The organism is Saccharothrix sp. ST-888, assembly GCF_000955975.1.
In the GTDB taxonomy this organism is placed as follows: domain Bacteria; phylum Actinomycetota; class Actinomycetes; order Streptomycetales; family Streptomycetaceae; genus Kitasatospora.
Map to the genome: position 1 here is coordinate 1 of NZ_JYJF01000054.1, position 21,552 is coordinate 21,552.

Sequence of the window (21,552 nt, forward strand, 5' to 3'; positions counted from 1 at the left end):
CAGGAGACGGTCGACTGGAAGGGCCGCTTCCGCACCCCGCTGCAGGGCTTCACCTCCACCCCGCGCCCGCTGGACGACGTCCCGCCGTTCGTCTGGCACGGCTCGGTGCGCAGCCCGGAGATCGCCGAGCAGGCCGCCTTCTACGGCGACGGCTTCTTCGCCAACCACATCTTCTTCCCCAAGGAGCACTTCGTCCGCCTGGTGGAGCTCTACCGCACCCGGTACGCCCACTACGGCCACGGCACCGCCGAGCAGGCGTACGTCGGCCTCGGCGGCCAGTTCTTCATCCGCCGCAACTCCCAGGACGCGATCCGCGAGTTCCGGCCGTACTTCGACAGCTCCCCGATCTACGGCGGCGGCCCGTCGCTGGAGGACTACCAGGCGCAGACCCCGCTCACGGTCGGCAGCCCGGAGGAGATGATCGAGAAGACCCTCGCCTTCCGCGAGCACTTCGGCCACTACCAGCGCCAGCTCTTCCTGGTGGACAACGGCGGCATGCCGCTGAAGACCGCCCTCGAACAGCTCGACCTGCTCGGCGAGTACGTACTGCCGGTGCTGCGCAAGGAGTTCGCGAACGGACGCCCGGCCGAGATCCCGGCCGGACCGACCCACGCCGAGCGGGTCGCCCGGGCGCAGAGCGCGGAGGCACAGCGGTGACCCGCACCCTGGTCGTGGTCTCGGCCGGCCTCAGCCAGCCGTCCTCCACCCGGCTGCTCGCCGACCGCCTCGCCGAGGCGACCACCCGCGAGCTCGGCGAGGCGGTCCAGGTCTGCTCGGTGGAACTGCGCGAGCTGGCCGTCGACATCGCCAACAACCTGGTGACCGGATTCCCGTCCGCGGCCCTGGCCAAGGTGCTCGCGGACGTGGTCCAGTCGGACGGCCTGATCGCGGTGACCCCGGTCTTCACCGCCTCCTACAGCGGCCTGTTCAAGTCCTTCTTCGACGTCATCGACAACACCGCGCTGACCGGCAAACCCGTGCTGATCGCCGCCACCGGCGGCACCGCCCGGCACTCGATGGTGCTCGACCACGCGCTGCGCCCGCTCTTCGCCTACCTGCGCGCCACCGTGCTGACCACCGGCGTGTACGCGGCCTCCGAGGACTGGGGCGACGGCCACGAGGAACTGTCCCCCCGGATCGCCCGGGCCGGCCGGGAGCTGGCCGCGGCCATCCGCTCCCGGCCCCGATCGGCGCCGCCCGCACCGGAGTTCTCCCCGGACACCGTCGTCCCCTTCGCCCAGCAACTGGCCGACCTCGGCATCGACCCGACCTGACCCCCGAGGGCCGCTGGCCCGCTCGTCCGTCCGCCCGGTTTCCCGGCCCGGCGACCTTGCTCCGGCCTCCTGGGCGCGGCAGAGTTCGCCCCGGGCCGGGCGCCGGGCACGCGTCCGGCCGGCGAGCACGAGGAGCGGAGGCTGTCGTGGCGGATCTGGCGGGAAGGCTGTTGGAGGGGCTGCCCGAGGCGGCCGTGGTGGTGGACCCGGACGTGACGTCCGCGTACCGCCACGACATGGCGGGATTCTGCGCGGCCGGCGAACCGGCCGTCCTGGTCCTGCCGGAGACCGTCGAGCAGGTGCAGCACGTCCTGCGCACGGCTACCGAACTCCGGGTCCCGGTGGTGCCGCAGGGGGCCAGGACCGGTCTCTCCGGCGGCGCCAACGCGGTGGACGGCTGCATCCTGCTCTCCCTCGTCAAGATGGACCGGATCCTGGAGCTGGACCCGGTCAACCGGCTCGCCGTGGTCCAACCCGGCGTGGTGAACGCCCGGTTGTCCCGCGCGGCGGCCGAGCACGGCCTGGCCTACCCGCCGGACCCGTCCTCCTGGGAGTCCTGCACCATCGGCGGGAACATCGGCACCGGCGCGGGCGGCCTGTGCTGCGTGAAGTACGGCGTGACCAGCGAGTACGTCCTCGGCCTGGACGTCGTCCTGCCCGACGGGCGGCTGCTGAGCACCGGCCGCCGTACCGCCAAGGGCGTCGCGGGCTACGACCTGACCCGGCTGCTGGTCGGCTCGGAGGGCACCCTCGGCGTGGTGGTGCAGGCCGTGGTGGCCCTCCGCCCGGCGCCCGCGGCACAGTTGGCGCTGGCGGCGGAGTTCCCGAGCACGGACGCGGCCTGTGCGGCGGTGTGCGAGGTGATGGCGGCGGGGTTCGTCCCCTCGCTGCTGGAGCTGATGGACGCCACCACCGTCCGTGCCGTCAACGAGATGGCGCAGATGGGGCTCCCGGACGCCACCAAGGCCCTGCTGCTGGTCGCCTTCGACGGTCCGGGCAAGGCCGAGGAGCTGTCCGCCGTGGCAGAGCTGTGCCGGGCGGCCGGGGCGGGCGAGGTGGTGCCGGCGGAGGACCGGGCCGAGTCCGACCTGCTGCTCCAGGCCCGTCGGCTGGCGCTCCCCGCGCTGGACCGGTTGGGCACCACGATGATCGATGACGTCGCGGTGCCGCGCTCTCGGATGGCCGAAATGCTGCGCGGGGTCGCCGGGATCGCCGACCGGCACCGGCTCACCATCGGCATGGTCTGCCATGCCGGGGACGGCAACACCCACCCCGTGGTGGTCTTCGACGCCGCCGACGAGGCGGAGTCGGCGCGGGCCCTGGAGTCCTTCGACGAGATCATGGCGCTCGGCCTGGAGCTCGGCGGCACCATCACCGGGGAACACGGGGTCGGTCTGCTGAAGCGGGACTGGCTGGCGCGCGAACTCGGCCCGGTCGGGCTGGAGTTGCAGCGACAGATCAAGTCGGTCTTCGACCCTTTGGGCATCATGAATCCGGGTAAGACTCTCTGACGGTCATTCAAATAGATGTCGGATATTCGGATATGGCCGGTTCGCACAGTCGGGGGCGTATTCAGGATTTTCTGCGCCCCCGGTGGTGCAACGGCGTGCGTACTTCATCGGAATGCGCAGGTCAGGGCGGTCCGCCGAGCCGCCGCCGTTCGATTGAACTCGCAGGTGGGCGGCGGTGTGTCGGCAGTAGCACGACCTTTCGACGGACTATGCGCCGCACTCGAAATGTCACGCTAACGGGCGAAAAACCAGTCCTGTGCTGGTGCCGGGTCGATTCGCTGCGGAAGCCTGTTCAGCGGCGTCGCAGCCGGCAGGAGTCCGTCTGGCCACGAACTCCTGCATGCAACAACCGACTTGCAGCCCGCGTGGCTGTCAGCCCTATGGAGGATTCCATGGCCCGCTCGCGTACCACACGTCTCGCCGGCCTTCTGGTCGCCGGCCCGCTCGCCGCGGGCCTGCTGCTCGCCGGAGCGGGGGCCGCAGCCGCCGACAACGGCGCTCTGGCCGGGGACGGTTCGAACAGCAGCGTGGTGTCCAACACCGGCACCGGCAACATCTTCGGCAGCGTGCACGGCAACTACAACACCACCCAGCAGACCGCGACCGGCGCCGGCGCCTCGAACCAGAACAACAACCTCCAGGTGAAGGACAACGCCGGCCTCGTCTTGGCCGACCAGTCCAACAAGAACATCGACTTTGTCTTCGCTCCCGTCTTCCGCTGATCCCGGTCGGCGGGGGCGCCGACCGGGATCCGTAGGAAAGGGCGGCGAGTGCGCCCGCACTCGCGAGTGAGGTGAGCGAAACAGCCGTGGGCGGCGCCGGTTTCCCGGCGTCGCCCACGGACGCGTTCTCCTCCTTCGGCAGGCGGGCGGCCCCAGGGGCACCGCCCGGGCCGTCCTACCGCCGCCCCGCCAGGGTCGCCCCGACGCTGGCGGCCACCACGCAGGCGATCCCGGCCAGCTGCACCGCGCCCAGCACCTGCTGCAGCACCGCCAGCCCGACCAGCGCGCTGACCGCCGGCTCCAGGCTCACCAGCACGCTGAACACCCGCTGCGGCAGCCTCCGCAGCGCCGTCATCTCCAGGGCGTACGGAATCACCGGCAGCAGCAGCGCCACCCCGGTCACCGCGAGCAGCAGCGGCCAGGGGTCGTCGGCCCCGGAGAGTCCGTGCCAGGCCGGACCGATGCCCAGCGGCAGCGTCACCAGGGCGCCGACCCCGATCGACACCGCCAGCCCCTCGAAGCCCTTGAAGGCCGCGCCGACCTTGTCGGTCAGCAGGATGTACCCGGCGTAGCAGGCCGCGGCGGCGAAGGCGAAGCCGAGTCCGACCGGGTCCAGGCCGGCGCCGTCGCCACCGCCCTCCGAGCCGAACAGGGTGAGCAGCGCGACCCCGCCCCCGGCGAGCAGCGCCCAGACCAGGTGGCTGGCCCGCCGGGCGAAGGCCAGGGCGACGGCCAGCGGGCCGAGGAACTCGATGGTCGCGGCCGTCCCCATCGGCAGCCGGTCGACGGCGCCGGCGAAGCACAGGGTCATCCCGGCGGAGACGACGCCGAGCAGCCCGGCCGAGGCCAGGTCGCGTCGGCTCCGGCCGCGCAGCCGCGGCCGGGTGAGGGCGAGCAGGATCACGGCGGCGGCGGCCAGCCGCAGGAAGGTCGCCCCGGCGACCCCGAGCGTCCCGAAGAGCGGCTGGGAGAGTGCGATGCCGAGCTGGACGGCGAACATCGCCGTGACGCAGAGCAGAGGCGCGGGGACGCCCAACCGGCGCCGCAGGGGATGGACGGGCGAGGGGCCGGGCGAGACCGGGACGGCGGTCTCGCAGGTACTGGCTGTGGACATGGGGTCGAGTGTGACGTAATACCTGAACAGGGTCCAAACTCATTACCGCACTGTTTCTCGGTATGCGGACAGTCGTCACTGCCGGGTGAACACCGGTGACTCTCCGGCGCGGCGGACCCATCGTGCGATGACCGGTCAGTATCAAAGGACGGTGCGCTACCTCGGCCCGGCCGCCCTCTCGGCAGCCTCCCTCGTCCTGCTCCTGGCCACCGATCGCAACCTGCCGTTGCCGGGCGAACGGGTGGTCGACGCCCAGGCGGTCGCCGCGGTCACCCGCCCGGCCAAGGGCCGTCCGTCCGTGCCGCCGACCGTGCTCCCGGAGTCCACCCACAGGCGGGAGGAACTGCCGAAGCGGCACTTCGTCGGGGCCGGCTTCGACGCCTGCACCGCGCCGCCGCTGGAGTCCATGCAGGCGTGGCGCACCGCGTCCCCGTACGGCGCGGTCGGCATCTACACCAGCGGAGGCCAGCGCGGCTGCGACCAGCCCCGGCTCACCGCGGACTGGGTGAGCCGGGTCCGGGCGATGGGCTGGGAGCTGGTGCCCACCCACGTCGGCCTCCAGGCGCCCTGCGCGAAGCTCAGGAACAAGCCCCAGCGGATCGACCCGGCCCGCGCCGTCCAGCAGGGCGGGGAGGAAGCCGCCGAGGCGGTGCTCAACCTCCAGGCGCTCGGCCTGGGCCAGGGCAGCCCGGTCTACCTGGACATGGAGGCCTACCCGCCGGGGGACCAGACCTGCAGCCAGGCCGTGGTCGACTTCACCCTCGGCTGGACCCAGACGCTGCACGCCGCCGGCTACCACTCGGGCTTCTACTCCAGCGTGGACTCCGGCGTCGCCGACCTCGTCGTCGCCGCCCGGGCGGGCAGCTCCCCGGTGCCCGACGTCATCTGGTACGCGCGCTGGGACGGCCGCGCCGTCACCGACGGACTGGGCGCGCTGCCGGACGACCTGTGGGCGCGCCGCCAGCGCATCCACCAGTACCGGGGCGGCGCCGACGAGACGTACGGCGGCGTGACCCTCAACGTGGACCGCGATCAGCTGGACGGCCTGGTGGCGGTCGGCCGCTGAGCACGCCGCCCGCCCGGTGGCCTCCCGGCGGCACCCCCGCGGTGTCCCGGTTACGGGTCGGACGGCCGGACGGCGGTCACTCCTTAGCGCTAACTTCCCTGCGGGGATCACTCGTTCGTCGGATGAGGGGCTTGGTCGGGCCGATCCGTCCGTGGTCGGGTGAAGCCATGACCACCACCGGGCTCCGCAGGCTCGTCGCCTTCGCCGCTGTCGCCGTCGTCGCCGTCACCACCCTCAGCATCGCCCCGGCCCCCGCCCCCGCCGCCCCGGCCGACTCGAACACCTTCCTGCAGCTCTTCGTCGTCCACGACGCGGACGACGCCCTCCAGGAGGTCTACAACCTCACCTGCAACCCGGACGGCGGCACCCACCCCCACCCGGACGCCGCCTGCGCGGCCCTGAGCGCCGCCAAGGGCGAGTTCGACCGCCTCGCGGGCAAGCCGCGCCTGATCTGCCCCGCCGTCGAGGACCCGGTCACCGCGACCGCCTACGGCGACTGGAACGGCCAGCAGGTCACCTGGCAGAAGAGCTTCCCCAACGTCTGCTACCTGCACCGCGCCACCAGCCCGGTCTTCTGACCCGGCCGACTCCCCGCCACACCCCGGCTCTCCCACCGCACCTCGGCGCTCCGGCGCACCCGGACCTCTCGGGCGCGTCCGGTCCGCCGACGCACCGGGCGCCCCACCCTCGGGGGGTGGGGCGCCCGGCCTGCTCTTGCGGCATTCACCTCTGCTGCACGACCGCCACCGACAGCACCCCGCCCAGGGCCGCGACCAGCAGGCGATCCGGCCGCACCGCCGCGCCGCAGGCCCAACAGGGCGGTAGCAAGCCGGGCCTGACTGACGGTCGGGCTGTGCCCGAGCCACGGCATGAGCAGCAGGAAGAAGACCCCGCAGGCGACCGCACGGAACGCCCAGGCCCCGGCAAAGGTCGGACCGCTGCCGAACCGTCGCCACGGTGCATCGCCCCGCCGTTCTCGGAAGCCCCCCGAACCCCCGGGTTCGGGCTACCCCACCCTGTCCGTCCGCCCGCCCGTCCGGGGCCTCGGCGACGGGGCAGGTGAGCGACATGTCTCATCCGTGGCGGGTGGGCTGACAGCGGGGCGCCGTGGCGTCAGAATCAGGCCGAGGTGGCGTTCTCTACTCGCCAGTAGTGGTGGGCGCTCGCACCCAGGCCCGGTCAAGGAGGACCCGCGTGTTCAGCACCATGCAGGACGTACCACTCACCGTCTCCCGAATCCTCACACACGGATCCACCATCCACGGCCGGTCCACCGTCACCACCTGGGACGGCACCGGCCCGGTCGTCCGTACGTTCGCCGAGGTCGGCGCCCGCGCCGCCCAGCTCGCGTACGCCCTGCGCGACGAGCTCGGGGTCTCGGGCGATCAGCGCATAGGAACGCTGATGTGGAACAACGCCGAGCACGTGGAGGCGTACCTGGCCGTGCCCTCGATGGGTGCGGTGCTGCACACGCTGAACCTGCGGCTGCCCGCCCAGCAGCTGGCGTTCATCATCAACCACGCCGCCGACCACGCGATCATCGTCAACGGCAGCGTGCTCCCGCTGCTGGCCGGCGTGCTGCCGCAGCTCGCCCCGACCCTCAGGCACATCGTGGTGAGCGGCGAGGGCGACCGCTCGCTGCTCGCCGGTTTCGGCGGCACCGTCCACGAGTACGAGGAGCTGCTCGCCGGCCGGCCGGCCGAGTACCCGTGGCCGACCGACCTGGACGAGCGGGACGCGGCGGCCCTCTGCTACACCTCGGGCACCACCGGCGAGCCCAAGGGCGTGCTCTACAGCCACCGTTCGGTCTACCTGCACTGCCTGCAGGTGAACTCCGCCGACACCTTCGCCCTGACCCCGGGGGACATCGCGCTGCCGGTGGTCCCGATGTTCCACGTGAACGCCTGGGGCGTGCCGCACGCGGCGTTCATGTCGGGCGCCAGCCTGCTGATGCCGGACCGCTTCCTGCAGCCCAGGCCGCTCGCCGAGATGATCGCCCGGATCCGGCCGACCGTCAGCGCCGCCGTCCCGACCATCTGGACCGGTCTGCTGGACGAGCTCGACGCCGGCGACTACGACACCTCCTCGCTGCGCATGGTGGTGATCGGCGGCTCGGCCTGCCCGCCCTCCCTGATGAAGTCCTTCGAGGAGCGCCACGGCATCAACGTGGTGCATGCCTGGGGCATGACCGAGACCTCTCCGCTCGGCACCTTCTCCCGCCCGCCGGGCGGACTGACCGCCGAGCAGGAGTGGCCGTACCGGACCACCCAGGGCATCTTCCCGGCCTCCGTCGAGGCCCGCCTGACCGGCCCCGGCGGCGAGCGGATGCCCCACGACGGCGTCGCGGCGGGAGAGCTGGAGATCCGCGGGCCGTGGATCGCGGGCGCCTACTTCGGCGGCGCCGGGCAGGACCCGCTGCGCCCCGACGACAAGTTCAGCGAGGACGGCTGGCTGCGCACCGGCGACGTCGGCACCATCACCCCGGACGGCTACCTCACCCTCACCGACCGGGCCAAGGACGTCATCAAGTCCGGCGGGGAGTGGATCTCATCGGTCGAACTCGAGAACCACCTGATGGCCCACCCGGAGGTGGCCGAGGCCGCCGTGGTCGCCGTCCCGGACGAGAAGTGGGGCGAACGCCCGCTCGCCACCGTCGTGCTGCGCTCCGGTGCCGCCGCCGGACTGTCCGAACTCCGCACCTTCCTGGCCCAGCGGGTCGCCTCCTGGCAGCTCCCCGAGCGCTGGGCGCTGGTGGAGTCGGTGCCCAAGACCTCGGTCGGCAAGTTCGACAAGAAGGTCATCCGGGCCGACTACGCCGCCGACCAGCTGAACGTGACCGTCCTCGGCAAGGACGCAGTAGGCAAGGAGTAGGCGAGGCGCAGGCAGGGAGCGGGCCTGGGCGAGCAGAGGACGGACCCCGGCCCGCCCAGGGGCAGGCCCGCACGCCCTCGCAGGCGCTACCGCCCCGCCGTGCTGACCTCGCCCATCGCGCCGATCCGTCCCAGCAGGTCGACGATGCGGGACTGGACGTCCTCGGTGGTCGAGCGCTCGGCCAGGAAGAGGACCGTCTCCCCGGTGCGCAGCCGGGGCAGTTCCTGCGGGTCGAGGTCCACGGAGGTGTAGACGACCAGCGGGGTCCGGTACAGGCGGTCGTTGGCGCGCAGCCAGTCCAGCAGGCCGACCCGGCGGCGGCGGATCTGGAGCAGGTCCATCACCACCAGGTTGGGCTGCATGCTGCTGGCCCGGGAGACGGCGTCGCTCTCCGAGACCGCGTGCTCGACGTGCATGCCGCGCCGTTCCAGGCTGCTGATCAGCGCCGCCGCGATGTCCGGGTCGGACTCGACCAGCAGCACCCGGGCGGCGTGGTTCTCGCTGTCACGCGGTGCCAGGGCGCGCAGCAGTACGGCCGGGTCGGCCCCGTACGCGGCGTCCCTGGTGGCCTGGCCGAGTCCGGCGGTGACCAGCACCGGGACCCGCTGGTTCAGCGCGGCCGTACGCAGCGACTGGAGCGCGGTGCGGGTGATCGGGCCGGTCAGCGGGTCGACGAACAGGGCCGCCGGGTAGCCGGAGACCTGGGCGTCGACCTCCTCCCGGGAGCGGACGATCACCGGACGGTAGCCGCGGTCCTGGAGCGCCGCCTTGGTGGACGGGTCGGGCTCGGGCCAGACCAGCAGCCGACGCGGTCCGCCGTCCACGGTGGGCGCCACCATGGTCGGGTAGTCGGGCATCGCGGTGGGTGCCGGGGCCGCCTCCTCGGCGCTGGAACGGGCCAGCTCCGCCATCGGACGCGGGGGCGTACGCGGCTCGACCTGCGCGGGCGCGTCGGGGGCGCTCACCGGTGCGGGCAGCGCGGGACGCGCGCCGTCCGCCGATCCCTGCGCCTGCACCGGCGACAGCGGCTGGGGCTGGGGCTGGCCGGGTACGGCGGGCACCTGCGCGAACGCCTGCGGGAACGCCGAGGCGAACCCGCCGAGCGGACGCGGCGGCGCCAGCTCGCCCAGCCCGCTGCCCACCGGCAGCGCCTGACCGCCGGTGGCCCGGTGCTCCGGCGTCTGCTGCTCGGAGCCCTGCGAATCCTGCCGCCCGGTACCCGCCTCCGGGCCGCCCGCCTGCCCGAACGGCACGGGAAGGGCCGACTGCCCGCCCATCGCGGCGTCCGGCTGCCCGAACGGCACGGGGAGACCGGGGCGATCCCCCGGAGCCTCGGGTGTGTCCTGAGCCGACTGCGGGGCGGTCGGGCCGGGGCCGAGCGCGAGTGCCCGGCCCGGCTGCGGCGCCGTGTCTGCGGGCGCCGGGGATTCCGGGGCTGCCGGGTCCGCCGCCGGGGTCTCCGGCTGCGCGGGAATGGCCAGTCTGCGGCGGCGTCCGGTCGGCGGCGGAGTGGCCGGGACGGGCGGCGCCACCGGGGTCGCGGGCAGGGCGTGCTCAAGACCGGGGTACAGCGGCGTACCGGGCTCGGGTACCCCGGGCAGGGACAGCGCGCCCGAGGACGCCTCGCCCGCAGGTGCCCCGCGCCGACGGCGACCCGTCCGGACCGGCTGCTCTTCCGTCCCGGCAGCCGCGGCCTCAGCCCCTGCCGCCGCCTCGGGTACCGCAGGAGTCCCCGGAGCCGTCGGCGGCACCGGCGTCTCGGCTGCGGCGGGCTCACCGGAGCCCAGCGCGATCGGCCCACGTGACCTGTCGGCCCCAGCCGACCGGTCGTCGGCGGCACCGCCGCCGAGGCTGTCACCGGCACCGTCGGTGTCAGAACCCGCAGCACCCCGGCCTACCTCGCCGCGACCGCCCCCGGAACCATCACCGCCACCGGAACCGCCACCGCTGCCGCGACCATCACCGCTGCCGGAGCCACCGGAACCGGTACCCCGGCCCGCGCCCGGACCCGCCGCCTCGCCATCACTGCTGCTGGCCGCCGCACCCGGCGCGCTGCCCTCGCCGCCGCCCGCCGCGCCGGGCGCGGGCGGGACGTCCGGCAGATCGGGCAGCATCGCGGTGTCGGTCTCCTTGGGGACGCTCCGGCCCCCGTCGGCCGCCGACTTGGCAGCCGCCCGGGCAACCGCCGCCGGGTCCAGCGGCAGCTCGACCACGTACGTCGTCCCGGCCCGGCCGGGCAGTTCGTGCCGCTGCAGCATGCCGCCGTGCCGCTCGACGGTGCTGCGCGCGATCGGCAGGTGCACGGGGCTGCTGGAGCGTGCGGGGCCGCGGACCTCGATCCGGGCCACCTCGCCGCGCTGCGCGGCCGCCAGCACCACCATCGGCGAGTCGCCGCCCACCGGAGGCAGCGCGGGCACGCCGAGCTGCCCGACCTGACCACCCGTGGCACCGACCGCACCGGACTCGGCGCCCTCGCCGTCCGGGCCGGTGGTGGTGACCCCGCCCACCGCGTGGCCGATCCCGCTGACGTCGGCCACCAGGTGGGCCAGCGCCTGGGCGAAGCGTTCCCGGTCGGCGGTGACCTCGACGGCGGCGGCGTGCACCGAGTAGCGGACCCGCCCGGGACCGACCAGGTCGCCCGCCAGTTCGACGGCCCGCTGCACGACCTTGTCCAGGCCGACCGAGGTCCGCTCCAGCGTCCGCTTCCCGGCCTCGACCTCGTTCTCGAACTTCTGGTGCGTCAGCACCCCGTCTATCAGGGTGCCGAAGCGCCGGCACTCGTCCGCGAGCCGGTGGAGCGTCCAGTTGGCCTCGGGCCAGAGCTGCCCGGCGGGGTCGGCCGCCAGCGCGTCGATCCGGCGGTGGAGGGCGCCGAGCGCGCTGCCGAGCTCGCTCTCCAGGACCGCCGTGAGGTGCTCGTTGCGGGCGATCAGGGCGAGTTCCCTGGTCCGGTCGGTGAAGGTCATCACCGCGCCGACCAGCTGCTCGCCGTCCCGGACCGGCGCGGTGGTGAGGTCCACCGTCACCGGGGTGCCGTCCTTGCGCCAGAGCACGGCGCCGCGTACCCGGTGCTTGCGTCCGGAGACCAGGGTGTCCAGCAGCGCCGAGCCCTCCAGCGCCAGCGGGCTGCCGTCCACCTGCGAGTGCTGGATGAGCGGGTGCAGTTCGCGGCCGCCGAGCTCGCTGGCCCGGTAGTCGAGGATGTGCGCGGCGGCCGGGTTCACCAGGACGACCCGGCCGTCCAGGTCCACGCCGAGCACGCCTTCGGCGGCGGCCCGCAGGATCATCTCGGTCTGCTTGTGCTGCCGCCGCAGCTCGGCCTCGACACCGAGCCGGCTGGAGAGGTCGCGGACCAGGAGCAGCAGCAGGTCCCGGCTGCTGGACCCGGAGTCCCGGTACGGGTCGAAGCCGACCCCGTACGAGCTGCCCGTGCCGCCGCCGCCCGCGCCGTCGTCGCTGAAGTCGTTGCCGGAGACCTCGACCGGGAAGGTGCTGCCGTCGGTCCGGCGGGCCGTCATCCGGACCGGGTGGTCCAGGCCCTCGGGCTCGCTCGCCTTCGGCCGCATCGAGCCGGGGATCCGGCTGGGGTCGAACTCGGGCAGCAGGTCGAGCACCCCGCGCCCGACCAGGGAGGTGCCGGGGGCCTGCATGGCCTGCACGGCTGCCTTGTTGGCGTCCACGACGGTGCCGTTGCTGTTGACCAGCAACAGTGCGTCGGGCAGGGCGTCGAGTATCGCGGCGAGGCGAGCAGCGCCTCGGATCGGCCTGCTGCTCACGTCGACAGGTCTCCTTACGGCTTTCGTCACGGACGGCTGTGCCGTCACGGCGTGCGACTCGCGGCTCGCGCTCTCCTCGGGAGGCTGAAGTATCTCATTCTTCTTTGCGCTCCGGATGACCCGCCTAGTAACGTTGGCGGTGGTTGGTGTCAGAGCCTCTGGCTGTGGCATCATCGCAGTCGCACGGAGTGCATCCGGTCCGCCGGTGCAGTCCATGTGGAGGAGGCTTCGCCTAGTCCGGTCTATGGCGCCGCACTGCTAATGCGGTTTGGGCCTTAAAGCCCATCGAGGGTTCAAATCCCTCAGCCTCCGCCTCGGAAGGGCCCCGTCGGCAGCACGCCGACGGGGCCTTTCGTGCACCTGGCGGCGTCGCCGGGCGCCCGGCGGCAATGGATTTCGCCCCAGGTCGCAGGTCATGTAATGTTGTCCCCGCACCGCCCCGCTGGCCCCGGCCGACAGGGCGAGCGCTCATAGCTCAACGGATAGAGCACTTGACTACGGATCAAGAGGTTGCAGGTTCGAATCCTGCTGAGCGCACCACACCACTGCGAAGGCGCCCCCTCGGGGATGTCCCAAGCGCTCATAGCTCAACGGATAGAGCACTTGACTACGGATCAAGAGGTTGCAGGTTCGAATCCTGCTGAGCGCACCGGCCGAAGGCCCCGGACGACAGTCCGGGGCCTTCGTCGTTCCCCGGCCCGTTCGACCCCGGCCGGCCGGTTCACCCCAGGTCGGTGCGGTTGATCCAGGGGACGTTGCGCCGGTCCAGGAACCAGTCGGACGAGGTCAGCGGCCGGGTCCGGTTGAAGGTCGGCGGTACGGGGTCGTGGCGGATCAGCCCGGGGTCGGCGGCCAGCCCGAGCAGCAGCCGGGCGACGCCGGGCGCGAGGTCGGGCGGGCCGCTGAGGCGGATGTCGTGGCCGGCCCAGCCGCCGTACCGGTCGAGGCCGTAGCGGCGCAGCCCGTCGTGCAGCAGCCGGATCGCCTCCTCCCGTTCGGCGCCGTCGGCGGGGGCGGCCAGCACCACCTCCAGCCAGGATCGCCCGGCCACCAGTTCCCGGACCGTGTCCAGGTCGTACTGGTCGGCATCGTCCCGGGCGGCGAGGAAGACCGTGGCCGGGGCGGGCCGAGCGGGTCCGGCCCACGCGGCGCGCTGTTCCATCAGGGACTCGATCTGCGCCCAGCCGGTCCCGCCGGCCACGGCCAGCAGCGGACGGGACGAGTGCGGGTCCAGGACGGCATCGCCGACCGTCGGCCCGATCAGCAGCCGTTCGCGCTGCTCGGAGAGCTCGGCGGGGAAGAGCGGCCGGACATCCGGGTTGTGGGCGAACAGGTGGGCGTAGAAGTACGTGACCAGGTGGTCGGCGCGGCGCTCGACGACGGCGAAGCTGGCGCGGATCACCGCAGGGTCGAAGGGCACCGGGCGGCCCTCAGCCGGTGACGTCGGGGTCGGCCGCCGCGGACTCCGCCGCCTTGGTCGGCAGGCTGTTCCCGGCGTTCCCGACCCGCCCGGCGCCCGGCTCGCGCAGGAGGGCGGCGGGTGCCTCGGAATCCTCCGGACGGGTGACGTGGGCGCCGAGCGCGGCCCACGGCCGGTCCCGCCGCTCGGCCGAGTACCGGGCGAGCGGTCCGCGCACCTCGGGATTCCGCTCGAACAGCTGCTGGTGGACGTATCCGGCGACCTCGGGCCCGTGCGGTTCCACCGGGGTGAAACCGCTCTTGCTGAGAACTGGGTCGGTTGTCACGGCTGCTGACTCTACTGAGCCCGCGTCCAATTCGAACAGATGAAGGTGACGCATATTCAAGCCATGGTCAAAAGCGACCGGTTGGCGACTGTCGCGGTGGCCGGAATGCGACGACTCCGAGGAGTTCCGCACCGCCCGGAAGGTGGCGGCCAATCGGGTGGCAACGGGCGTCCAGCCAGGTGTCGCAGTATGACGGGCTCTCGATCGTGATTCCCTTTTGTCGGATGTTATGGGCGTGTCAAGACCGTCCCCCGTACCGCCTGTTGGCGGCAGATGCCGCAAGGAGAGCCGGATGAGCCGACAGTTTCCCCGTGCCGCCGCAGTGTCCGGCTCAGGCCGGTGCGGGCCCGATGCGCTCGACCGCAAGGGAGTTGGCAGGGCCGGTGCCGCCGCGCTGGCCGCCACCCTGCTGCTCGGCTGGAACTCGACGGTCGCGTCGAACTGCGCCGGGGCGCAGCAGAGTCCGGACACCTGGACCGCCGAGCGCCGCGCCACGCTGCCGTCAGGTCTCACCGCGGAACTGGAATTCTCACCCGTGCCCGGCGTGAGCGCCACGGCGGCACCCGGAAAACTCGCCATCCGAACGGCAACCGGAACCGGAGGCGGAACCGATTCCGGTGTGACACAGCACGCTGGTAATAGAAATGGCGGGAAAGCCTCCGCTTACGAACCACCTGCACCCGGGTCTCCCGCGTCCGGCCCGGTCACTTCGGGGCTTTCCGGGGCAGCGGCTTCCGGGACATCGGCCTCCGGTCCGGCCGGATCCGCGGCAGGGGCATCGGGCTATGCGGACGGGCTGCGTCCCGGGGACCCGGCCGAGACCTTCCGGATCGCCGAGGAACGCCCGCAGGCCGACGGCTCCTGGCGCACACTCGGCACGCTCCAGCTGTCCTTCTCCCGCGCGGTGCGCAACCCCCGGCTGCACCTCAGCGGTCTGGCGGGGCTCGCCACGGGCAAGGGCGGCAGTACGTCGACCGCCACCCGGCTGACCGTCACCGGCGGTTCGCCGAGCGCCCCGAGCCTGGTCGGCCGCACCGGCTGGCCGGGCTGGACGGTCAGCGGCAACACCCTCGCCCCCGCCGGGGACGGCCAGGCGGACGGCGCCACGGACGGACTCGGCACGCTCGAACTCGCCGGTACTGTCACCACCGTCACCTTCCGGGTCGAGGAGCGCAGCACCGCCCGTGCGGGCAGCACCACCGCCCCCGCCGCGCTGAAGCACGCGTACACCGTCACGCTGGACGAGGGGCTCGGCACCGCACCGCAGGGCTACGGCAACGCCTCGCACCTGGTCTCCGACCTGTTCCTCGGCCAGGACACGACCGGCAACCCCGGGCGGACCCCGGCCGAGCCGATCGCACGGAACGGGCAGCCGCTGGTCTCCCGGGAGCCCGGCAGCGGCGCGGCCACGCTGCGGGATCCGCGCGAACTCGACGACGTGCCCTCGCCGTTGATCGATCCCGACCGCGGTGCGAGTCGCCGCAGTCCGTTCGCCAGCCCGCTGCCGGCCAGGAACCAGCCGGGCCGGGCCGAGTACCAGGGCGCCGACCCCACCGTCACCTTCCCCGGTGAGGTCGCGATCGGCCGGTACTACGAACTCACCGTCCCGGTGAACCCGGGCAGCGGGCCCGCCACCCTGGTCGGCTGGATCGACTTCGACCACAACGGGCACTTCGACGCCACCGAACGCGTGCAGGCCGAGGTTCCGGCCGCAAGCACCTCCGCCCGGCTGGAGTGGACCGTCCCCGGCAACGCCGCCTCCGGCGAGACCTGGGCCCGGCTCCGGATCGCCCGTGACCCCTCGCAACTGGTCGGCCCGGGCGGCTTCGCCGACTCGGGCCAGGTCCTCGACCAGCGGGTCAAGCTGACCGTCGGCGCAGCCAGGCCCGAGATCACCGGACCGGTCGCCGGTACGGTGGTCGCCGAGGCCCGGCCGGAGATCCGGGGCTACGGTGCCGTCGCGGGCGCGGCGGTGGCGGTGGTCGAGGGCGACGCCACCCTGTGCCGCGCCAAGGCCGGTTCCGACGGCGCCTGGACCTGTCGGCCGGAGCGGCCGCTCGCGCCCGGCGAGCACAGGCTCGTCCCGGTCGAGACCACCCAGGGCGGCGTGGTGCTGCACGGCGAGCCCGTCAAACTCACCGTCAAGACCGCGCCGCCGGCCGCCCCGGCGCTCGCCCTGCCCGAGTTCACCAACGATCCCGGCCTGCTCTTCACCGGCACCGCCGACCCCGGCACCACGGTCTCCGTCACCGAGGCGTCCGCCTCTCCGGGAGCCCCGCGCACCGGCGAACTGTGCAGTACGGCGGTCGCGGCCGACCGCACCTGGTCCTGTCTGCCGGTCGAGAGCCTCGCCGACGGGCAGCACCAGGTCGTCGCCACCGCCGTGGACGCGGCCGGAAACCGCACGCCCGGCAGACCCGTGACCCTGGTGGTCGACACCGCCGCCCCCGAGCGCCCGACGCTCGCCTCACCTGCCTCGGGCGCCCTGCTGACCACGGCCAGACCCCGCCTCACCGGGCGCGCCGAGGCTGCGGCGACGGTCACCGTGACGGCCCGGCTCGGCGAGGACGGCGATCGCTTCCTGCTCTGCAGCGCGCAGACGGCGGCTGACGGTACGTGGGGTTGCACGGCCACCCGCGACGTCGCGGAGGGCGAGTTCACGGTGGTGGTCACCGCGACCGACCGGGCGGGCAACGGCGCGACGGGGGAGCCCGTGACGGTCAAGGTGCGTCCCCCGGCCGCGCCGGTGACGCCGAGTGCGCCCGCGACGCCGAGCGCTCCGGTCTCCCCGACACCGGCGGCCCCGCCACCTTCGGCGCAGAGTCCGGGTGCGACGGCCGTGCAGAGCGCGGCCCCGAGCGCGACCGCCGACGCGACGAAGGATGCCGCGCCCGCGCCGACTGCCGTACCTGCCGGACTCGTCGGGTCCGCCTCGCCGGCCCCCGCCAGGTCGGCGGCGCCGTCAGCCGCCGTGCCCACGGCATCCGGCCCCGCCCCCGTCTCCAACCAGCTCCCTGCCCCGACCCCGACCGCAGGGCGGCCCGGGGCGGCCGCCGGCACCGCTTCTGCCGGATCCCCGGGGGCCCCGAAGGGGGGTGCGGCGTCGTCGGCCCGGGCTCTCGCGGCTCTGCCGGAGAGCCCGGAAGCGGTTGCCGCGCGCCGCACGGCCACGGGCGGCTGGCGCAGTGCCCTCTGCGGCGGCCTCTTCTTCCTCGCTGGGGTAGGGCTGCTCGCCCGTCGGCTTGTCGGCCGCGGCCCGGGCTTGCGCAGGCGCTGACGAGGCCCTGGCCCGTCCGCAGTGCCCAAATGCTGTATTTGACGCTTTATCGACCCAGTCCGAGTCTGGCGCCGCCTGTCAGATCCGGTCCGCCCGTTGCGCGACACACCGACCCAGAGGATCCGTGCATGGACATCACTCGCGATTCATCGCCACGACCCGATTCCTGGCCTCAGTCCAGGCCCGAGCCGCCTCCGGCGGGCGCCATCCAGCTTCGCCGGGCCGTCGCCGAGGCGGTCGTCAGACCGCTGATCAGGGCGGCTCCGGTGCTGGCCGAGGACGAACTGGACCTGGCCGAGACCCAGCCACTGACTCCCTATCCGGCCGCGGCCGGAGGCGATCCGCACAAACAGCTCGCCGGCGCCTCCGCCGCACCCGGATCCGTGGCTCCCGGCACCGAAGCCCTGCCGCAGTCCGGCCCGCACAACGCACTCGACCCGCACGACAGACGTGCGACGCCCGGTCCCGGCGCAGCCGATCCGGCCCGGACGGCCCAGCCCGAACGACCCGAACGACCCGAACGACCCGAGCGGCCCGAGCAGCCCGAGCGGCCCGAGCCCGCCGAGGCGCCGAGCGAGACGCCTGCGGTGCGCCGTCCGCCCCGGGCCGACCAGGCACTGCGCGAGCACCGCGCCCGTTCCTTCCCCGGCTGGATCGCCCTGCTCACGCTGCTCACCTCCGCTGCCGCGCTGCTCCTGCTGCTGGCCCGGACCGGCATGCTGCCACGGCTCGCCGCCCTGCCGGACCTCCGCAGTGCCGCCGCGAGGGGGGCCGGACGGGCCGAGGTCGACTCCGCGGCGCTGGCCGCCGCCTGTGCCGCCGCCCTGCTCGGTGTGGTCACCTTCGCCGGGCTGCTTGTGAACAGCGGGGGCCAGACCCGGGTGCTCACCCGCTGGGGCCGCTACCGGGGCACCGTACGCCGTACCGGGCTGGTCTGGGTCAGCCCGCTGCTGAACCGGCAGGAGGTCGACGTACGGCTGCGCCACTGGCGCAGCGAGCCGGTCAACGTCACCGACCGGAGCGGGACGCCGATCGTCGTCCAGCTGCTGATCGTCTGGCGGGTGAAGGACACGGCCCGTGCCGTGCTGGCGGTCGCCGACCACGAGGAGTACCTGCGCGAGCAGGTGCACGCGGTACTCACCCGCACCGCCAGCGCGCTGCCCTGCGACAGCAACGCCGCGCCAGGTCCCGCGCTGCGCGACGGGCAGTGGTTCGCCGACGAGCTGACCCGGGCGCTGGCCGCCGAGGTCGCGCCGATCGGGCTGGAGGTGTACTCGGTCCAGCCGCTCGCCCTCGACTATGCGCCGGAGGTCGCCGAGAGCATGCGCCGGCGCCGGCTCGCCGACCTGGACGCGAGCCTGCGCGCGGTGCTCGTGGACGATGCGGTCGAGGCGGCCGCGCTCGCCGTCCGGGGCCTGGAGCGGGCCACCGCGCACGAGCTGGACGAGGCCACCCGCCGCTCGCTGATGGAGCAGCTCTTGGTCGCCTTCGTGACCCCCGCCGGGGTCACCGCCTCGGTGCCGTCCCCGGCCGCTCGGGCGGGGCAGAAGGAGGGGAGGACCGCGTGAGACCGGCCACCGCCGTCCCTCGGCCGGCCTCGGGGCGCACCCAGGCCGGCCAACCCGGGAAGCCGCCGAGGACGGCCGTTTCGACCTGTGCGGCGGCGTTCCGCTGACCGTCGGCGTTCGGGTGGATCAGGGCGACGGCGTTCGGGTCCGGGGAGCTCAGGATGCCGTCGACCCACCGCTCGGTGCTGCACACGTCGTGGCCCCTGCTGGAGCTGTAGAGGTCGACGAAGGCCGCCCGGTGCCCGGCGCTCTGCTCGGCGATGACGGCGTTGAGGGGTTCGAGCACGTCGTGGCGCAGCCAGTCGAGGTCCTGGAAGGTGATGGTGCCGAAGTTCAGCAGGCCCCGGGCGTCGCCGGTCTCGGCGCTGCCCCAGGTACAGCTCGCCGCGGCGGACTCGGGGAAGATCGCCGGGTATCCGACCGAGACGACCCGGGCCCCGGGGGCCTTGCGGTGGATCCGGTCGAGCATGCGGCCGTACTCGGCGGCCACGGTGGTGAGCCGCTCGCGGATGCCGGGTTCGCCGGGGAGCCCCGAGGTGTAGTGGTCCCGGCAGGGGTGCCCGGTGTTGCCGCCGGCCAGGCCGAGCCGGTAGCAGGTGCCCAGGATGTCCACGAAGGCCAGGGTGTTGCCGCCGATCCCCACCGTCACGAGGTCGGTGCCGGGGGAGACCGCGTCCAGCTGCAACGGGACCGGAGGGTAGGGGTAGTGCGGGTCCTCCAGGCCCCACTGCGGGACGTGGGTGCCGATCGGCAGCTGCCGCAGCTCGGCGACGTTCGCGATGGCGGCGCCGCCGCAGGAGGCGTTCCGGAGGTCCACGAGCGGGCCGAGGCGCTCCCGCAGGATCTCGGGGTAGGAGTACTGCCGCCGCAGGCACCCGTCCTCGGCGGGCGCCCCGAGCGGGACCTGGGCGCCGGTGGCCGGGATCGCCCCGGCGGTGTACGAGTCGCCCAGCACCGCCCAGCGGATCGGGACACGTGGGCCGCGGGGTCCGGGATCGGCGACGGCGTGGGCGGCGACCGTGCCCAGTGCCAGGACGGCGACCGAGGCCAGTGCGGAGAGCTGGGCGAAGAGGCGTGTCGGACGTGTCATCGGTGGTTCCTCCCGTAGCACCCGGAAATCCACTCCGTACACGGAAGACTACGGTCCGGGGTCGGGAAAGTCCCGGGAAAGTCCACAGGCTGTGGACAGACCCGACGGGGGCACTGCCCACAGCCTGCGCGGCCGTGCGGGAGGGTCAGGCGGAGACGGAGTCCAGCAGGGCGAGCTGCTCCGCCGTCAGCCGCAGCCGGGCCGCCGCCAGCAGCGGGGGCAGCTGCTCGACCGTACGCGCGCTGGCGATCGGCGCGGCGACGGTCGGCTGTGCGGAGAGCCAGGCCAGCGCGACCGAGGCGAGCTCGGCGCCGTGTGCCTCGGCCACCTGGTCCAGGGCCGCCAGCACCTTGGGCCCGCGCGGGTCCTCCAGGTAGCGGGCGGCGCCCTGGGCGCGGGCGCTCTCCACCGCGCCGCCGTCCAGCCGGTACTTGCCGGTGAGGAAGCCCGAGGCGAGCGCGTAGTACGGGACCGAGGAGAGGCCGTGCGCGGCGACCACGTCGGCGAGCGGGCCCTCGTAGGTGGCGCGGGAGACCAGGTTGTAGTGCGGCTGGACGGCGATGTACGAGGCCAGGCCCTCGCGGGCGGAGAACTCCAGCGCCTCGGTCAGCCGCTCGGCGCTGATGTTGGAGGCGGCGATCTCGCGGACCTTGCCCTCGCGGACCAGCTCGTCGAGTGCGGTGACGAACTCCTCGACCGGGGTGTGCGGGTCGTCGCGGTGGGTGTAGAGCAGGTCGATCCGCTCGATGCCGAGCCGGCGCAGCGACTGCTCGGTGGCGGCCTTGATGGTGGACGCCTTCAGGCCGCTGGCATCCGGGTGCTGGCCCACCTTGGTGGCGACCACGATGTCCTCGCGGTTGCCCCGGCTGCGCAGCCAGTTGCCGATGATGGCCTCCGACTCGCCGCCGGCGTTGCCGGGCACCCAGGCGGAGTAGACGTCGGCGGTGTCGACGAAGTTGCCGCCGGCTGCCGTGTAGGCGTCGAGCACGGCGAACGACTGGGCCTCGTCCGCCGTCCAGCCGAAGACGTTGCCGCCGAGCGCCAGCGGGGACACGGTCAGGTCCGACGTGCCGAGGGTCACCCTGTGGGGAGCGTCACTGTGATTATCGGTCATGATCGGATTCAACCCGATCCGCGCGCGATGGCGTTCCAACCCGGCCCAGTCTTCACGAGCCTGTCGTACGCGTGTTGTGCGAGCGGCCGTCAGTACCCGGCCCGTGGCGGGCCTGCTCACTCCCCGGGGTCCGGGGTGTCCTTCGGCCACACGGGTTGGCTAGAGTCCCTGCCATGGCTGACAACGACTACGACCCCGCCGGTAGCACCCAGATGTTCCGGGCGTTCGTGGAGGAGACCCCCGCTCCCCAGGCCCCGGGTTCCGTGTCCACCTACGGCAGCGCCTCCAACAGCAACCGCAGCGGTCTGATCATCGGCATCGCCGTGGTGGCGGTCGCCGTGGTGGCCGCAGTGATCTGGCTTGCCGTCAAGTAACCGCACCTGCCGTCAGGTCGGTACGACGGCTCATCACCCATGCCTGGCGG

The 21,552-nt window shown here is 73.5% G+C and carries 16 protein-coding genes and 3 tRNA genes; 13 read left to right on the plus strand and 6 right to left on the minus strand.

Annotation, left to right across the window (positions count from 1 at the left end; genetic code table 11):
• The 4 genes from UK12_RS18240 to UK12_RS18255 form a co-directional block, all read left to right on the plus strand.
• On the plus strand, window positions 1–657 hold a 657-nt coding region (locus UK12_RS18240; protein ID WP_045304087.1), incomplete at its 5' end, for an LLM class flavin-dependent oxidoreductase.
• Window positions 654–1,274 (plus strand): FMN reductase, encoded by a 621-nt coding sequence (locus UK12_RS18245; protein ID WP_045304088.1) that lies wholly within the window; start codon window positions 654–656, stop codon window positions 1,272–1,274. The genes UK12_RS18240 and UK12_RS18245, both read left to right, overlap by 4 nt.
• 146 nt (window positions 1,275–1,420) lie before the next feature.
• Window positions 1,421–2,785: an FAD-binding oxidoreductase gene (locus UK12_RS18250; protein ID WP_045304089.1), complete on the plus strand. Its 1,365-nt coding sequence runs from the start codon at window positions 1,421–1,423 to the stop codon at window positions 2,783–2,785.
• A 392-nt stretch (window positions 2,786–3,177) separates the two neighbouring features.
• On the plus strand, window positions 3,178–3,507 hold the full coding sequence (locus UK12_RS18255) for a hypothetical protein (RefSeq protein ID WP_045304090.1): 330 nt from the start codon (window positions 3,178–3,180) through the stop codon (window positions 3,505–3,507).
• A 175-nt stretch (window positions 3,508–3,682) separates the two neighbouring features.
• Here UK12_RS18255 and UK12_RS18260 read toward each other — a convergent pair whose 3' ends face one another.
• Complete coding sequence (locus UK12_RS18260) at window positions 3,683–4,621, minus strand: EamA family transporter (protein WP_045304091.1); 939 nt, start codon at window positions 4,619–4,621, stop codon at window positions 3,683–3,685.
• Window positions 4,622–4,748: 127 nt separating this feature from the next.
• Here UK12_RS18260 and UK12_RS18265 point away from each other — a divergent pair, with 127 nt between their 5' ends.
• From UK12_RS18265 to UK12_RS18275, 3 genes are all read left to right on the plus strand, one after another.
• On the plus strand, window positions 4,749–5,687 hold the full coding sequence (locus tag UK12_RS18265; RefSeq protein ID WP_082119725.1) for a DUF1906 domain-containing protein: 939 nt from the start codon (window positions 4,749–4,751) through the stop codon (window positions 5,685–5,687).
• A gap of 167 nt (window positions 5,688–5,854) precedes the next feature.
• Window positions 5,855–6,265: an SSI family serine proteinase inhibitor gene (locus UK12_RS18270; RefSeq protein WP_045304092.1), complete on the plus strand. Its 411-nt coding sequence runs from the start codon at window positions 5,855–5,857 to the stop codon at window positions 6,263–6,265.
• Between the two features lie 616 nt (window positions 6,266–6,881).
• Window positions 6,882–8,558 carry a long-chain fatty acid--CoA ligase gene (locus UK12_RS18275; RefSeq protein ID WP_045304093.1) on the plus strand — a complete coding sequence of 559 codons (1,677 nt, stop codon included), beginning with the start codon at window positions 6,882–6,884 and terminating at the stop codon, window positions 8,556–8,558.
• A gap of 86 nt (window positions 8,559–8,644) precedes the next feature.
• Here UK12_RS18275 and UK12_RS18280 read toward each other — a convergent pair whose 3' ends face one another.
• The gene (locus UK12_RS18280) at window positions 8,645–12,334 is read right to left on the minus strand and encodes a hybrid sensor histidine kinase/response regulator (protein ID WP_045304094.1); all 3,690 of its coding nucleotides are present in this window, start codon (window positions 12,332–12,334) and stop codon (window positions 8,645–8,647) included.
• 221 nt (window positions 12,335–12,555) lie between these two features.
• Between UK12_RS18280 and UK12_RS18285 the strand changes: the two genes are divergently transcribed.
• The 3 genes from UK12_RS18285 (at window position 12,556) to UK12_RS18295 (ending at window position 12,983) form a co-directional block, all read left to right on the plus strand.
• Window positions 12,556–12,646, plus strand: a tRNA-Ser gene (locus tag UK12_RS18285).
• A 152-nt stretch (window positions 12,647–12,798) separates the two neighbouring features.
• A tRNA-Arg gene (locus UK12_RS18290) sits at window positions 12,799–12,874 on the plus strand.
• Between the two features lie 36 nt (window positions 12,875–12,910).
• Window positions 12,911–12,983: transfer RNA gene (locus tag UK12_RS18295), tRNA-Arg, on the plus strand.
• Between the two features lie 72 nt (window positions 12,984–13,055).
• On the opposite strand, the gene UK12_RS18300 is transcribed toward UK12_RS18295, so the two are convergent.
• Window positions 13,056–13,754: a globin domain-containing protein gene (locus UK12_RS18300; RefSeq protein WP_045304095.1), complete on the minus strand. Its 699-nt coding sequence runs from the start codon at window positions 13,752–13,754 to the stop codon at window positions 13,056–13,058.
• Window positions 13,755–13,764: 10 nt separating this feature from the next.
• Window positions 13,765–14,079, minus strand: a complete 315-nt coding sequence (locus tag UK12_RS18305; protein ID WP_156178793.1) for a hypothetical protein — start codon at window positions 14,077–14,079, stop codon at window positions 13,765–13,767.
• Between the two features lie 292 nt (window positions 14,080–14,371).
• On the opposite strand from UK12_RS18305, the gene UK12_RS18310 reads away from it, so the two are divergent.
• Window positions 14,372–17,356 (plus strand): Ig-like domain-containing protein, encoded by a 2,985-nt coding sequence (locus UK12_RS18310; protein ID WP_156178794.1) that lies wholly within the window; start codon window positions 14,372–14,374, stop codon window positions 17,354–17,356.
• Between the two features lie 128 nt (window positions 17,357–17,484).
• Window positions 17,485–18,924 (plus strand): SPFH domain-containing protein, encoded by a 1,440-nt coding sequence (locus UK12_RS18315; protein WP_156178795.1) that lies wholly within the window; start codon window positions 17,485–17,487, stop codon window positions 18,922–18,924.
• On the opposite strand, the gene UK12_RS18320 is transcribed toward UK12_RS18315, so the two are convergent.
• Both UK12_RS18320 and UK12_RS18325 read right to left on the minus strand, forming a co-directional pair.
• A complete protein-coding gene (locus UK12_RS18320) occupies window positions 18,863–20,014 on the minus strand; it encodes an SGNH/GDSL hydrolase family protein (protein WP_052681968.1) in 1,152 nt (383 codons plus the stop codon). The genes UK12_RS18315 and UK12_RS18320 overlap by 62 nt on opposite strands.
• 145 nt (window positions 20,015–20,159) lie before the next feature.
• Window positions 20,160–21,095 carry an aldo/keto reductase gene (locus UK12_RS18325; protein ID WP_231591277.1) on the minus strand — a complete coding sequence of 312 codons (936 nt, stop codon included), beginning with the start codon at window positions 21,093–21,095 and terminating at the stop codon, window positions 20,160–20,162.
• 206 nt (window positions 21,096–21,301) lie between these two features.
• On the opposite strand from UK12_RS18325, the gene UK12_RS18330 reads away from it, so the two are divergent.
• Window positions 21,302–21,502 (plus strand): hypothetical protein, encoded by a 201-nt coding sequence (locus UK12_RS18330; RefSeq protein WP_045304099.1) that lies wholly within the window; start codon window positions 21,302–21,304, stop codon window positions 21,500–21,502.
• Window positions 21,503–21,552 lie beyond the last annotated feature (50 nt).